Origin of the sequence: Enterococcus sp. NBRC 3427, assembly GCF_007996925.1 — a bacterium.
In the GTDB taxonomy this organism is placed as follows: domain Bacteria; phylum Bacillota; class Bacilli; order Lactobacillales; family Enterococcaceae; genus Enterococcus_B; species Enterococcus_B lactis.
Genome location: NZ_BJLL01000063.1, coordinates 1 through 15,031, shown reverse-complemented (window position 1 = coordinate 15,031; position 15,031 = coordinate 1). Strand labels below are relative to the sequence as shown.

The following is a 15,031-nucleotide window of genomic DNA, read 5'->3' as shown; positions in this document are numbered from 1 at the left end:
GAAACTGTTTTTTGAAATTGTTCCTTCTGACTCAGCGTTAAACGGCAGGCTCACGACCTCTTGATAAACGGTGTTCAAAAACCATCTGTGCAGATTAATTGATTGTTCTCCACGCTCATGACATGATAGAAGAAAGGAATGAAGAAAAAGGAGTTTGTTTTAAATGAAAAAGTATTGGAAGTTCTTGTTGATGATTGGTGTTTCGACGGTAGTCATGTTTGGTATGATGTATTTGAATGTTTATGCGCTCGACCATATCTTCTTCAGTCGCACACGTGTATTCATGGCGCTGATGATGGGTGCAGTCATGGCAGTCATTATGTTGTTGTTCATGTGGAAAATGTATGAAAACAAAAAGATAAATGTTATGATTTTAGCCGCTAGTCTTCTTGTTTTTGCCGGTTCCTTATTTATGGTACGAAGCCAAACAACTGTCAACGATACGGCGTGGATGAAGGCAATGATCCCTCATCACTCTATTGCTATCTTGACAAGTAAACGAGCTGATTTAAAAGATCCTGAAGTAAAAAAATTAGCGGAAGAAATCATTCAGGCACAAGAAGAAGAGATCGATAAAATGAAAAAAATGATCAAAGAAATGGAATGACCATTATCTATCCAAACAGAAAAACTGCTGGGAAACGAAAGTTTCTCGGCAGTTTTTCACATAAACATCCTGTTTTTATTGTTCTAATTGCGCTGTCTTGCTTACTGCTTCTTGCGGTTTCATAAATTTCTTTGAGATCCCCCAACCTGTAAAGGCACTGACCATCGAAAACACAGGTGAAAGCAAACTGAAAAACACGAATGGCAAGTAAGTGAGTGTAGGAATGCCAAATGTACTTGCTACGAAACTTCCGGCGATCCCCCAAGGCACTAAGTAGTTGATTACTGTTCCACCATCTTCTAGTGTTCTCCCTAATACAGTTGGATCAAAACCTGCTTTTTCGTAAGTTTCTTTAAATGCATTACCAGGCAGGATAACAGATAGAAATTGTTCTCCAATAAAGATATTTACTCCGATGCTTGTCATCAATGTTGTAAAAATCAATTTTGGAGTGTTCGTCATCTTTCTTGATACTCGTTCCATAACGGTTGAGATCAACCCAAATTCGATCAACAAACCACCTAATGACAATGTTAGAATAATCAATGACACAGTTGGCATCATACTTTCGATTCCTCCACGGCTAAGCAGTGAATCGATTTGTTGGTTTCCAGTATTTGAAACAAATCCAGATTCGATGACCCCTGCCAATTTCGTTAAGGAAGTTTGTGGGTTTTGAATAAAGATCATTCCTACTGCTACAGCGATATTCAACAAAATCGTCAAAATTGCCGGCACCTTTTTCCATGCACACAAGAGCATTAAAAATAGAGGAATCAGTGACCAGATCGAAATAGTAAAGTTTGCTTCTAGAATATCGGTCACTTCACGAATGGATGAAAGACTTGCGGCTTTACTTGTGTGTCCTAAAATCATGAATAAAAAGAAAGAAACAACAAATGCCGGAACAGTCGACCACATCATATGCTTGATGTGTTTGAACAAATCGGCATCAACAATAGCTGCTGCTAAATTTGTTGATTCGGATAATGGAGACATCTTGTCTCCAAAAACGGCACCTGAAACAATGGCTCCAACTACAAGGGCTGGATTTAGTCCTAGTGTTGTCCCAATACCAAAAAATGCAATCCCAATCGTTGACATAACCGTAAAGGCACTCCCTACAGCGCTACCTACGATTGCACAAACAACAAATACAGAAGGGACGAACCACTGGACACTGATCAATTTAAATCCAATGACCATGAGGGTTGGAATAATTCCTGCTTGTATCCATACAGCAATCAATGAACCGACTAAAATAAAAATAAAGATTGGAATGATCCCAGGTTTGATGCCATTGATGATCCCTTCGTGCAGCCAATCTGTCGGGTATTTTTTTATCACTGCGTACAACATGACCATTCCGATAGCTGCCAAAATCGTGATATTAGGTGAAACCTTTAATCCGACTACGCCAATCGCAATGCCTAAAACAATGACCATTAATACAAGTGTTGCTTCTAAAAAACTTGGTGTTCCTTTTTTTTCCATGATAATCTCTCCTTTTTTAGTTGTTCTTATGTTCTAAAAAAGTTAAGATATCGGATTACTCCGCCACAATTCATCCGCGACTCCTCCTTTATAAAAATAAAAAGACCTGCTTTCAACTAAGGACGAATGACTCCGCGGTACCACCTTAATTAAAAACAGATCTGTTTTTCACTTTCAAACGATTATTCAAATGTATGGACTTTCCATGTAATTCGTCAATTAGGCTTGATCGGTTCGCAGCGACCACCGACTTTCTGAACAAAACACCTAACCGCTACTGCGTGAAAAGTTGACTTGTATGAAGTTTACCTTCCATAAGATCATTTGTCAATGAAAAAGAAAATGTTTTTTCATTTTTCTGAAAATTATTTTTATAACTTTCACTCACAACTTTATCTTTTTACTAGAAAGTAGCGCCCTCTTGTTTTTTTCTTGCTACTATTTCTTGATGTTCTTGTTTGATTTTTTCTAATAGCTTGGGTTCTCTCAATAAATCTAGAGCTGTATTGGCAAGTAATTCCGCTGCAATCGCAATAGAAGCAAGTCCGTTTTCACTTTTAGCAGCAGCTTTGAATTCTTCTGTATGTCCGGCAATGTATGTCTCAGAGATTGCTACAGTAGGCTGTATCGTTGGAATGACTTGGCTGACATTTCCTACATCAGAAGAACCTAGACTTGTTCTTTGTTCCGTTTCTATTTCTTCATCAGGAACACCTGCTTCTTTTGCATGTTGGAAGAATAAGTTATCGAAAGAAGGCGTGACGATGACATCATCGACTGCATTTTGGAACAATCCAAACTCAAAAGTCGTACCCGTGCTTAATGCAGCGCCTCGTACGATATTTTCCACTTTTTCATATACTTTGTCTAATGTTTGTCGATTTCCTGCACGTAAATAGAAACGTCCAGCAGCGTAGTCTGGTATGACGTTGGCCGCCACGCCTCCATCTGTAATGATTCCATGGATATTAACATCTTTTGGCAATTGCAAGCGTAAAGCGTTGATTCCGTTAAACACTTGGATCAAGGCTTCCAAAGCATTTACTCCTTTTTCAGGTGCTGCTGCTGCATGAGAAGCGACACCGTAAAATTTGATATCGACTGGATCATTTGCTAAAGATTCTGTCGTTTTCCCATAACGAAAAGCTGGATGGACACATAATGCTGCATCGACATCCTCAAAAAACCCTTCCCGAACGAAGCTTCCCTTAGCTGATCCATTTTCGCCTCCTTCTTCCCCCGGAGTACCATACACACGGATTTCTCCGCCAATCTCATCAATGAATTGTTTCACTATGCTGGCTGCTAATACGGAGTAAGTACCAAATAAATTATGTCCGCATGCATGACCAATACCTGGTAAAGCATCAAATTCTGCCAAAAAGGCAATTGTCGGACCTGGTTTATTGGAAATATAACGTGCATCAAAACCTGTTCGGTGCCCAGCTACTTCTTTTTCTACCCAGAACCCTTCTTTTTCCAATTGTTTGATTAAAGCTGCTGAGGAATAAAATTCATAATTACTTACTTCAGGATGGTCGTGGATAGCTAGTGCAAGTGCTTGATATTCTGGTAAACGGTATTGGATCAAATCCTTCAATTGATTTGTTGAGAGTGTTGTTGTCATAAAAATTTCCTCCTATGCTAGTCGTTTTTTTCTTATTTTCTCCCGAATGTTTCCCACGCAGGTACACTTGAACCTTTTGATGTTTTTTCGATTACTTTGGCTGTTTCTTCTGTTTGATAGGCATCTACTATTTTTTGATACGTTTTATTGTCTTCATCTTCTTTTCTTGCAACGATGATATTGACATAAGGACGTGCATGGTCATCAACTGGTTCTAAGAAGATTGCATCAGAAGCGGGATTAAATCCAGCATCTACAGCTACACCGCTATTGATGACTGAAATATCTACATCTGACAAAGCACGTGCTGTTTGGGAAGCATCTAATTCAGAAATGTCTAGATTTTTTTTATTCTCGGTAATATCAGAAACAGTTGGCGCTTGGCCTTTTGCCTTGTCCACTTTGATCAATCCAGCAGTTTGCAATAACAGAAGAGCTCTGCCGCCATTCGTGACATCATTAGGAATTGCAACTTTTGCTCCATCTTTGATATCAGCCACATCTTTTAACGTATTGGAATAAATTCCCAATGGTGCATTAACCGTATTCCCAATCGATACTAAATCAGTTCCGTGTTCTTCATTGTAATTGTCTAAAAAGAATTGATGTTGGAAGGAATTCAAATCGATCGATCCATCTGCTAAAGCCGCATTTGGCTGATTGTAATCTGTAAATTTCACATATTCCAAATGGATGTTTTCCTTTTTCAAACGGTCTTTCACATCGTCCCATACATCTGTATCTTCCCCAATGATCCCTAGTTTTACGGTAGTTTCTTTTTTGTCAGTTGTAGCTGCTTTTCCTTGGCTGCATCCTGCCAACCAAATAACTGCTACAAATGTAATGACTACAACACGAATAATTTTTTTCATTTTTTCTCCTCCACTTTCAATGTGTGATTTTTTTAATCAGTTGATTACTGATAAATTGACTCAAAAAAACTAAGACCAGAATCAATAATGTAGCGACAATCGTTACATCTGTTTGGAATCGATTATATCCTCTCGATATAGCAAGATTCCCTAATCCTCCGGCACCTACTGCTCCGGCCATGGTAGTCAGTCCGATCACATTGATAATCGTCAACGCTGAGACCCGAATGATACCAGGTAACCCTTCTAACAAATAAACACGTAAAATGATGCCGATTGGGCTCGTGCCCATCGCTTCTGCTGCTTCGATCACCCCAGGATCAACTTCTAGCAGTGCATTCTCGATTTGACGGGCAAAAAACGGGACAACGCCAAAAATCAAAGGGACTAAAGCTGCTTTGGCACCGATCGTCGTTCCAACTAGAAAACGAGTAGTCAAAGCTAAAAGGGAAAGCAAGATAATAAAAGGGATGGAACGAATGATATTGATCAATTTATCAAGTATTTCGAACAGCAGCCTGTTAGCTAGTAATCCATTTGGACGCGTCACTACTAACGTCACACCTAAGATGATTCCGATAATCCCACCAATGAATGCCGTCCAAAAAGACATATATAGTGTTTGCTTTGTCGCTTCGATGAATTCATCCGGAATCAAATAGACATTCGGCAAATATGTTTTAACAAATTCAGTCATTTTAGCTTCCTCCTTCGATGACTTTGATACGGTTATCTAATTCATTTTTTTGTAAAATAGTTATTTTTACACCAGATTTGATCAAATAATCCAATGCTTTTTGCCGCTGTTTGGTTTCTCCAGCTAAAGTAACGATCAAACTTCCTAAGGGTGTTTCTTGTAATAGCTCTACATTACCGTATAAGATATTCGCTGTTACTTGGTACTTGCTGTAAAGATGAGCGATTAGAGGTTCGTTCGTCTGGTTTCCGATATAACTTAATTCCACCAACCATTTATTTGCAATCTGATCGGCAAAAGCAGCATGGGCACTGATTGTTTCCAATGCTTGGTCAAGGTGTGTCGCTGTCCGAATAAAATCTTTAGTCAATTCTTCTTCAGGATGACTGAAAATCTGGATGCTGCTACCTTTTTCAATGATTTTCCCCGCTTCCATAACCGCTACCTTGTTGCAGATTTCTTTGACAACTTGCATCTCATGAGTGATCAGGACGATTGTCAGACCTAGTTGACGATTTAATTTTTTTAACAGTGCAAGGATCTGAAGGGTCGTTTTCGGATCAAGTGCACTAGTTGCTTCATCGCATAACAACACTTTAGGTTCATTTGCCAGAGCTCGCGCGATTGCCACTCGTTGTTTTTGTCCCCCCGACAATTGTTTAGGATACGCAGATGCTTTTTCTTCCAGACCGACAAGTTCCAGTAGTTCATTCACTTTTTGACGACGTTCCTGTTTTGATTTTCCAGAATACTTTAGAGAAAAATCTACGTTGTCAAAAATCGTTCGGCTTTCCATTAGATTGAAATGCTGAAAGATCATACCGATGGCCTTTCTTTCTTTTCGTAATTCTTTTGGAGAGAGCTGGCTTAAATTTGTCTGATTGACGATGACTTCTCCTGCTGTTGGTTTCTGCAACAAATTCATCACGCGGACTAACGTACTCTTTCCTGCACCTGAGTAACCGACGATCCCATAAACATCCCCTTTTTCAATCGTTAAATCTACAGAATCTACTGCCTGTATCTCTTTTTCTTTTTGTTTGAAACATACAGAAACATCTCGCAATTCAATCATTAACATTCCTCCTTGTCTATAAAAAAAGCATCCTCAAGAAAATGAAAAATAGTCATTTTCTTGAGGACGCCTTTTTGCGTGTTACCACCTCATGTTCAAGCTGTGTTCACACACAACTCCTCTTCAAGTACCATCATACTCTAGCAAGATATCGGTCGCAGCCGTCATCGCCTTACATCTATGCTCGGGATGAATTGCTCGATGGCCATTTTCCAATAGTCGTTCCTTGCTTCTTCTCAGCTACCGAAGCTCTCTGTCAAAGGTTCTTCTATCGTACTTACCATTTCAATGCAAATAATATTCAAAAAAAAATCCTTTTACTAACATAAACTATGTCAGTAAAAGGACGACGTATCGTGGTACCACCTTTTTTCGGAAGTTTCCTTCCCTCAAGCCCAACATCTCAAAAAGAGAGATTGGCGTTCGTTTTAACGGTCGAACATTTCCGAATTTGCCTACTTATCGACAAATTATTCTCCAAGGCCATTTTCAGCTTTTCTTACTTGACTCTTCTCACCAGCCAGAGCCTCTCTGCAAAGTTTCCAAACTTACTTTCCTTCTCAACGAAATCAATATTTTGTTGTTGGGATTAATCTACAGGAGGAAAACTGAAAAGTCAAGCATGAAATCCAAATTATTTTTTCTATATTTATTTTTCTGTTTTTTTATCTAACATTTCAATAACAGTTCGAAGATCTTTCCCTTCCGCAAGAAGGTTCAATTTTTCCTTCTCTTCGACGCTATAATTTCGAACAAAACTGGAATCGGGTATCAAAACAACGCCTAGTCCTGCACGTGAAGCGGCTGTCGCTCCTACTAAAGAATCTTCCACTGCAAAAGCTGAAGGAGCTTCTAATCCTGTTCGCTCCAAAGCTGTTAGATAAGGGACTGGTGAAGGCTTGTTCTCCGATACTTCATCTCCGAACGTAAACGTATCAAAGTAATCGGCTAATTGAAAGTGACCCAAGATATCTGTTGCTCTTTTCGTAACAGTTGTCGTAGCAATTCCTAGTTTCATATGACGTTCTTTTAAGTCTGTCAATATTTCTTTTGCGTAGGGTTTCAATTGGATAGCTCCACTTGTCAGCTGTTGATAAAAATATTCTTCACGCTTTGCTCGGACTTCCTGCACTTTTTCAGGACTGCCTGCTGCCTGCACTAAAATATCAAAACTTTGTTTCCAGTTTTTTCCGCCCCAAGCGTCAACGATTTCTTTCGGGATATGAATATCAAATTGCTGGAATCCCCAAAGCCAACCATCCCGATACGTTCTTTCCGTATCCACTAACAAACCATCTAAATCAAATATTGCACCTTTCATCTATACATTAATCCTTTCCAAAACAATACACCTAGTTTAGCATGACTGATCCAAAATGAACAGAAGCATAGAGCCAGCCGTATCACTTATAAGAGTTCTTGGAATCGACGGATATAGATTTTCTTCACAGCTGTCACAAGCGCCAGATAAGCGACGACTGTTACAAGCAGCCATAACCAGTAATTTCCAGGGAGCGGCATCAAGCCTAACTCAGCACCAAATCCTGTGAATGGAAGGACTGAACCAACAATGATTCCTAATGTAGTGATAACTAGCATGGCAAATGTTGCATTGCTTTGGATAAATGGTATTTTCGGTGTACGCAATGCATGGAGCACTAATGTTTGTGTCCACAGGGATTCGACGAACCATCCTGCATGGAATAATGCGATAAAAATCACTTGTTGTGAGCTATCCAATGTATGGAAACTTCCACCAACTACAGCAGGACAAATAACAAAATACATCAACAAGTAAGTAGTGATATCAAAAATCGAACTTGTTGGACCAAAATAAACCATGAATTTTCCAATACTAGATGCATTCCATTTCTTTGGCTCATCCAAATATTCTTTATCCATCCGATCCCATGGTAAGGAAATGCAAGAAACGTCATAGATCAGATTCAAAAACAGAAGTTGCAAAGGCAACATTGGTAAAAATGGTAAGAACGTACTGGCAATCAGTACGGAAAACATATTGCCAAAATTAGAACTTGCTGTAGCCTTGATATATTTCATGATGTTTCCAAAAGTTTCTCGTCCAGAAAGAAGGCCTCTTTCCAAAATCGTCAAATCTTTTTCTAAAAGGATCACGTCTGCTGATTCTTTTGCGATATCCACAGCTGTATCCACGGAAATACCGATATCAGCCACTTTCATTGCTGGAGCATCATTGATACCATCTCCTAAAAATCCGACAGTATGACCATTTTTACGTAAAGCTGTCGTCAAACGTGCTTTTTGCTGAGGATTCAATTTTACGAATACTTCATGGTCTTCAGCTACTTGCGCTAATTCATGATCATTCATTTCTGAGATTTTCTCACCAGTAATCAATTCATTGATTTCTAGGCCTACTTGACGGCACACAGACCGTGTGACTAATTCATTGTCCCCAGTCAGAACTTTTACAGCTACACCATGTTCTTTTAAAGCTTTCAACGCTTGTTTTGTTGTTTCTTTTGGCGGATCAAGGAAAGCAAGATAACCAATCAGAACCATGTCTGACTCATCTTTGACTGAAAATTCTCCAACAACGCTTGGATTGGTCTTTTGTGCGACACCAATCACTCGCAAGCCGTCTTCATTAAGTGATTGTACTTTTGCAAGCACCGCTTCTTTTCGTTCTTTTGTTAATGGTGCGACAGTACCACCAAGATCAATAAATTTAGAAATGTTCAACATTTCTTCAATCGCGCCTTTTGTGATCATCTGTGTTTTGCCAGCTGGATCAGCGACCACAACACTCATACGGCGACGTTCAAAATCAAAAGGAATTTCATCTACTTTTTGATAATTGATCGTATCTGTATCTAAAGTTTCTGCTGCTTCATCAATGATAGCCACATCTAACAAATTTTTCAGCCCTGTTTGATAGTAGCTGTTTAGATAAGCATGGCGCAAAACACGATCATCTTCATTTCCTTCACAATCCATATGATATTCAAGAATGATTTTATCTTGTGTCAATGTCCCCGTTTTATCCGTACATAACACATCGATTGCACCAAAATTCTGGATAGCATTTAAATTTTTGATGACTGTTCCTTTTTTGGCCATCACACTTGCTCCTTTGACCAAATTCGTCGTAACGATCATTGGAAGCATTTCAGGCGTTAAACCAACTGCTACAGATAATCCAAAAAGAAAAGCTTCTAACCAATCTCCTTTTGTAAGCCCATTGATAACGATAACTGCTGGAGCCATCAATGACATAAATTTGATCAGCAGCATGGATGTTTTGTGGATGCCTAATTCAAAACTTGATTGGATGGGTTTTTCAGATAGCGTTTCTGCTACATGCCCAAATAGTGTTTCATTTCCGACAGAAACAATGATTCCTTCCGCGCTTCCACTGATGACATTGCTTCCCATAAAGACAAGATTTTCATAACTTGTTTCGCTTTGCTGATCGTCTTCACATACTTTCGCATGCTTTTCTACTGGATAGCTTTCCCCTGTCAGTGCTGCTTGGGAAATGAATAGATCCTTTGCGGACAATAAACGCATATCCGCTGGTATCATATCTCCTGCTGAAAGCCGAACAAGATCTCCGCAGACAATTTCTTCCATAGGAATCTCAGTATATTCGCCATTTCGTTTGACAGCTGCCGTTACTTTCACAAGTGATTTCAGTTTTTCAGCTGCTTGATTAGAACGCACAGACTGGATCAACGTCATCGTCCCACTGACGATAACCATAGTGAAGATAATGGCTACACCGAAGAGATCTTTATCTCCTGGAGCGGCTAATACGTATTCCGTAATGAATGAAATAATTCCTAATGCAATCAACACTAATGTAAAGGGTGTGATGTATGCTTTCAATATTTCTATAATGAATGGTGTTTTTTTGCCATATGAAATCGCATTTTCACCATAAGTTTCTCTTGAACGCTCGATTTGTTCTTCTGACAATCCATTTGCTGATGCATGGAACAATTCAAATAATTCTTGCTTCGTTTTTCCAGCAAAAGCTGCATAGATTTTTTGTGTATCTTTCTTTTTTTCCATCTCGATCTCTCCTTTGTGTCCAAAAGACAGCTGTTCTCGCTGTTTTTGGTCTTTTGCTATTTATCGGATCGATAGAGAAAATGCTGAAAGGGGCTGAGAACAGATAGATAATAGCCCTGGCCTTTCCTCTAAATCCTTGTTTTTCGAATGACTGTCATCCATTTGTTCTCATCTCCTTCACTAAGTAATTTTAATTCATGACTTCCAATCATTTTTCGAATAGTTATTTTCCCAACTCGCTCACCCCCCTTTTTGTTTTTTCACCGATGGGATTTACGGCAACAAAAAAACCTCTCGCCAAATACTCAGCGAAAGGTTTGAAAAAGCAAATCAAAAAAAGCTTCTCAGATCTCATCGTTGAGTTTTGACACTGTACAACGTAAAAAGCAGATATCTGCTTTTAGCTACCTTATGAAAAGCCTTATCTCGACAATTCCTGTTCTACCCATTGGCGTCTCTCGACGTTTTTGGGCAGTAGCCTATGTTTGTATAGGAGCCTCACCTAACAAATCCTATTCGGTTTTCCTTCGTTAATATAACAACTAAAAAAGAGGATGTCAAATTAATTTTCCATGTTTTTCATACTTTTTTAAAATACACGCGTTATATTTCCTGTCTTACGCAGTTTTATTTGTCTCATTTTCCACCTCCCGCTATAATAGAATTATAGTAGGAAACGAGGTGCTGTTATGGAACGAACACTTGTTATTATCAAGCCAGACGGCGTAAGACGCCATTTGGTCGGAAGCATCATCCAACGTTTTGAAGCAAAGGGACTGGCCATTGCTGAAATGAAATTTGCAACGATGACACCTGAACTAGCAAAAGAACATTATCAGCACTTGACTGAACGCAGTTTTTTTGATGAGCTGATCGATTACATGACTTCTGGTCCGGTCGTTTATCTTGTGCTGGTCGGCGAGGAAGTGATTGATATCGTCCGTAAGATGGTCGGAGCAACAAAAGCGGCTGATGCCGTTCCAGGTACGATCCGAGGAGATTATGCATTGCCGGGGACTGAAAACATCATCCATGCTTCTGATTCCCGTGATGCTGCAACAAAAGAGATCGCCCGCTTTTTCCCACCATTCGATACAAACAAACCGTCTGAAAAAGCGGCGAAGTGATACAAATCCTAAACTGTTGGTCTAACTGCTGGGTTTAGCAATGGCCAGCAGTTTTTTCTCTAAAGAATTCCTTTGATTCTTCCCTAATGTATATTCTATCACTGCGAAAAACTCTTGGTAGTCTTCCGATTTTTCTTCCCCTAAAGCAGCGGAAATCAGTCGTTGGTAATAATCCGCCATCAATGTTTCATAAATCACTGTACTTCTTTCTTTATGTGCTAAACTCCGTTTCATATCTTCATTCACGCTACGTGCCTTTTTTAAGCGACCATTTTCTATATAAAACAAAGTCAAATTCGTCAAAAAAGTAAAAAGATACTGCTCGTGATTATTCAGTTGCGCGATTCGTCGCATTCTTTTTTTGATTTTCAAATAATTATTCTCAATAAACCGATCACTGAATATCCAAGGAAAATCAGCTAGAATAGATACTTCAAATTGCCCATACTCTGGTACTTGCATCAAATATTCTTCAATGATACGACATTCATAACGCAAAAATTCAAATTCCGTCTCAGATACTTCTGTTTTTTTGGACATGTGCAGATTCAAAACCAAATAGTACAGATCTTCTGTTTTCTTATAGTGCCTGCGGTTATTAGCAATTTCTTTGTAAGGATCAAAGCTGTCTTCTTGAATCCGATCTAGCATTCGTCTTTTTTTCTTTAATTTTTTTGGCTCATCAAGCTGATTTCGTATCCATTCATATTCGGCAAGTGTCATGTTCATTCGCTCTAAAAATGATTTCAATGTTCCAAACGATACTTTTTTCACTGAATTTGTCTCGATCCCGACTAGCGAAGTTTTAGAACAGATTCCTTCCGCTAATTGGGACTGCGTCAGCTTTTTGTTGACTCGAAGTTTCTTGATCAATTCTCCATCATACATAATAGTTCTCCTTTTTTAATTGAAATTAACCCTTGGCTTTTCCAGAATGCTTGCCAATAAGAGGAATGATTATTTCAATTAAAATTTTCCGCATTCAATAAATAGATACGTTAAAAAGAAAAAATACACGAAAAAAATAAAAAAATGTTTTTCTCATAAAAAATACCAACCTTCAAGCATGAGACTGCTGTCTAATCCCTGAAGGTTGGTTTGATAGTTTATTGAGTATTTTTTTGCTGCTCCGCATGGGTTCCTGTTACTGGATATAGGTTAGTCGTTGTTTTATTGCCGTTTTTTGAAAAGACACTGGTCGAATGTTCACCTTTTTGCTTTTCGATTGCTTCATTACGTTCCGCTTCATTTTTATAGTCATATTTTTTCGGATCAATCGTCTCAAATCCGTTTGGCACATAAAACCGCAAGAGATTTTCCTGATTCAGCTTATCTGAAAGACTTAACGCAGTCTTGACTTTTTCCTGATCTTTGGAGATTTCCTCATCGATTCCTGCTGCTTTCGTATCGATGATTTCTCCTGTCTGATTATTGTAAGCTTTTCCTCCTAGAACGGTGTATTTGGGTGTCACAAAGTTCCCATTTCGAAAAGCAACTACTTGATCATGCTGAGAAGATAATAAGTCTGTACCAAAATGAAGATAATCTTTATCATCGATTCCCAATAGATGTAGTAATGTCGGCAAAACATCGATTTCTCCACCGTATTCATGATTGACTGTCCCTTTAGTATAACCAGGCATATGGATCATCAATGGCACTCGTTGCATCTGTGCGTTGTCAAATTCATCCCATGTATCTGGATCTTTACCAAGAGCACTTGCTAAATCTTTATTATCTGTATTCGAGATCCCAAAATGATCCCCGTAAATCACAAAGATTGAATTTTGATAAATACCAGATTTTTTCAAATACGTAAAAAATTGTTCCAATGATTGATCCAGATAATGTGCCGTTCGAACATAATTATCTACTGTGCTATTGCCAGTATTCAAAGATGGAAAGTCGAAATTCTTGTCATCCGTATAATAAGGCGTGTGGTTGGTTACGGAAAGAAATTTCGTGTAAAACGGCTGTTGTAGATGTTCAAGATATTGGGCAGATTCTCTGAATAAATCTTTATCTAATATCCCATAACCTAACGTTTCGTCGGATTCATCAAAATAAGATCGATCAAAGAAATTGTCATACCCTAAATTTTTATATACATGATCTCTATTCCAGAAACTAGCTACATTCCCATGGAAAACAGCACTTGTATAGCCTTGTGTTTGTCCAAGGATCGCTGGTGCTGCTTGAAAGACATTATCTGACCCAAGTTCTGTGAATAATGAGCCTTGAGGTAAACCAAATGTGCCAGTTTCCAACATGTTTTCAGCATCACTTGTCTTTCCCTGTCCTACTTCATGAAAGAAATTGTCAAAGCTGATCGTTGCTTGATTCTGGAAAATACTATTTAAAAACGGCGTGACTTCTTGTCCGTCTACCTTCATATTGATCAAAAACTGTTGAAAACTTTCTAAATGAAGGACAATCACATTTTTTCCTTTAGCGAGCCCAAATGTTTCAGGATTTGGCTCTGCGTAATGTTTCTTTGTATAGTCTAAAACTTCATCAATTCCATTACTGCTTGCATGCGCGCGAACACTGCTAGTCATTCCTGTTTTGATCCCGTCATAAATAGTGTACGCATCGATTCCTAGATATTTGACAATATAGGAACGGTCAAATGTCCGCTGCAGTAATTGTGGACGGTTGGCTTCGCTCAACGCTAGATTTCCTGAAAAAATCAATCCTGAAAGACAGGTAACAGCGATAGCCATCGGTTTGCTGACAGGGTTGCTTTTGATAGGTATTTTCTTGACCTTCAACCAAACCAGTAGCCCAATGAACACAGCGATATCCAGCCAGTAGATGACATCATGGGGCTTCATCAAAGAAAAGGAGCTTCCTGACAACCCTTGCGACACTTTCGAAAAGCCTAATACAGATTTGACTGTAATGAAATCTGTGAATTCCCGATAAAAAATAATATTCAAGTACAACAAAAGCGTATTTAAAATATCAATGATCAAAAGAATAGCTAACGCTGGCTTTGGCTTTTTAATATACAAAGAAAGGCCAAAAAACAATAAGGTAGTCGCAATTGGGTTGATCCACAAGATAAAGTACTGGATCGTACCTTCCACACCTAATGAAAAATCTGCATAGTAGGCAATGATCGTCTTCAGCCAGAAAAAGAAAACAGCTGTCAAAACGATTGCTAAACGATTTTGGCACAATTTTTTAAGTTGTGTCACGTATATCACTTCTCTCTATTCACATTTTTTCTTATTTTGCTCCTGAAAAATGAAAATTTCCTAAAAAAGTTGTTATCTTAAGATTTTTTTATTCTTTCTAAAGATTATTCCGTCCACTTTTCACAGCATAAAACCGCTGCGATGTAAGCGATTAAACTAATGAAGAGCTAAAAGTCTTGTGGTGACCGCTTCACTCCACGGTATTTAAAAGCCAGTTTCTCGGTATTCGTACAAAAAAAAAGGCTGTGACAAAATTCTTGTCGCAGCTCCTTATTT

General features: G+C 38.7%; 11 protein-coding genes, 1 riboswitch and 2 other annotated features. Of the genes, 2 read left to right on the top strand and 9 right to left on the bottom strand.

The window, feature by feature from the left end; genetic code table 11:
* Positions 1-163 precede the first annotated feature (163 nt).
* The gene (locus ESP02_RS11345) at positions 164-607 is read left to right on the top strand and encodes a DUF305 domain-containing protein (RefSeq protein WP_002299975.1); all 444 of its coding nucleotides are present in this window, start codon (positions 164-166) and stop codon (positions 605-607) included.
* A 75-nt stretch (positions 608-682) separates the two neighbouring features.
* Here the strand turns inward: ESP02_RS11345 and nhaC are convergent, their stop codons facing one another.
* The 7 genes from nhaC to mgtA all read right to left on the bottom strand — a co-directional run bounded on the left by nhaC (position 683) and on the right by mgtA (position 10,428).
* Positions 683-2,101, bottom strand: a complete 1,419-nt coding sequence (gene nhaC, locus ESP02_RS11340) for a Na+/H+ antiporter NhaC (protein ID WP_002374013.1) — start codon at positions 2,099-2,101, stop codon at positions 683-685.
* A 403-nt stretch (positions 2,102-2,504) separates the two neighbouring features.
* Positions 2,505-3,728 carry a M20 family metallopeptidase gene (locus tag ESP02_RS11335; RefSeq protein ID WP_002374015.1) on the bottom strand — a complete coding sequence of 408 codons (1,224 nt, stop codon included), beginning with the start codon at positions 3,726-3,728 and terminating at the stop codon, positions 2,505-2,507.
* 32 nt (positions 3,729-3,760) lie between these two features.
* Positions 3,761-4,600 (bottom strand): MetQ/NlpA family ABC transporter substrate-binding protein, encoded by an 840-nt coding sequence (locus ESP02_RS11330; RefSeq protein WP_002374017.1) that lies wholly within the window; start codon positions 4,598-4,600, stop codon positions 3,761-3,763.
* A 16-nt stretch (positions 4,601-4,616) separates the two neighbouring features.
* Positions 4,617-5,297 (bottom strand): methionine ABC transporter permease, encoded by a 681-nt coding sequence (locus ESP02_RS11325; RefSeq protein WP_002374019.1) that lies wholly within the window; start codon positions 5,295-5,297, stop codon positions 4,617-4,619.
* A gap of 1 nt (position 5,298) precedes the next feature.
* Positions 5,299-6,372 carry a methionine ABC transporter ATP-binding protein gene (locus ESP02_RS11320; protein ID WP_025478465.1) on the bottom strand — a complete coding sequence of 358 codons (1,074 nt, stop codon included), beginning with the start codon at positions 6,370-6,372 and terminating at the stop codon, positions 5,299-5,301.
* A 59-nt stretch (positions 6,373-6,431) separates the two neighbouring features.
* Positions 6,432-6,670 (bottom strand) — a binding site (T-box leader).
* Positions 6,671-6,711: 41 nt separating this feature from the next.
* Positions 6,712-6,945: a binding site (T-box leader), on the bottom strand.
* A gap of 76 nt (positions 6,946-7,021) precedes the next feature.
* On the bottom strand, positions 7,022-7,693 hold the full coding sequence (locus ESP02_RS11315; RefSeq protein ID WP_002374022.1) for an HAD family phosphatase: 672 nt from the start codon (positions 7,691-7,693) through the stop codon (positions 7,022-7,024).
* An 86-nt stretch (positions 7,694-7,779) separates the two neighbouring features.
* A complete protein-coding gene (gene mgtA, locus ESP02_RS11310; RefSeq protein WP_002374024.1) occupies positions 7,780-10,428 on the bottom strand; it encodes a magnesium-translocating P-type ATPase in 2,649 nt (882 codons plus the stop codon).
* Between the two features lie 342 nt (positions 10,429-10,770).
* A riboswitch (M-box (ykoK) riboswitch) is annotated at positions 10,771-10,945 on the bottom strand.
* A gap of 172 nt (positions 10,946-11,117) precedes the next feature.
* Between mgtA and ndk the strand changes: the two genes are divergently transcribed.
* A complete protein-coding gene (gene ndk, locus ESP02_RS11305; protein WP_002308328.1) occupies positions 11,118-11,555 on the top strand; it encodes a nucleoside-diphosphate kinase in 438 nt (145 codons plus the stop codon).
* A gap of 21 nt (positions 11,556-11,576) precedes the next feature.
* Here the strand turns inward: ndk and ESP02_RS11300 are convergent, their stop codons facing one another.
* On the bottom strand, positions 11,577-12,443 hold the full coding sequence (locus ESP02_RS11300; protein ID WP_002374030.1) for an Rgg/GadR/MutR family transcriptional regulator: 867 nt from the start codon (positions 12,441-12,443) through the stop codon (positions 11,577-11,579).
* Positions 12,444-12,661: 218 nt separating this feature from the next.
* Positions 12,662-14,755 carry an LTA synthase family protein gene (locus tag ESP02_RS11295; RefSeq protein ID WP_002374032.1) on the bottom strand — a complete coding sequence of 698 codons (2,094 nt, stop codon included), beginning with the start codon at positions 14,753-14,755 and terminating at the stop codon, positions 12,662-12,664.
* Positions 14,756-15,031: the final 276 nt, after the last annotated feature.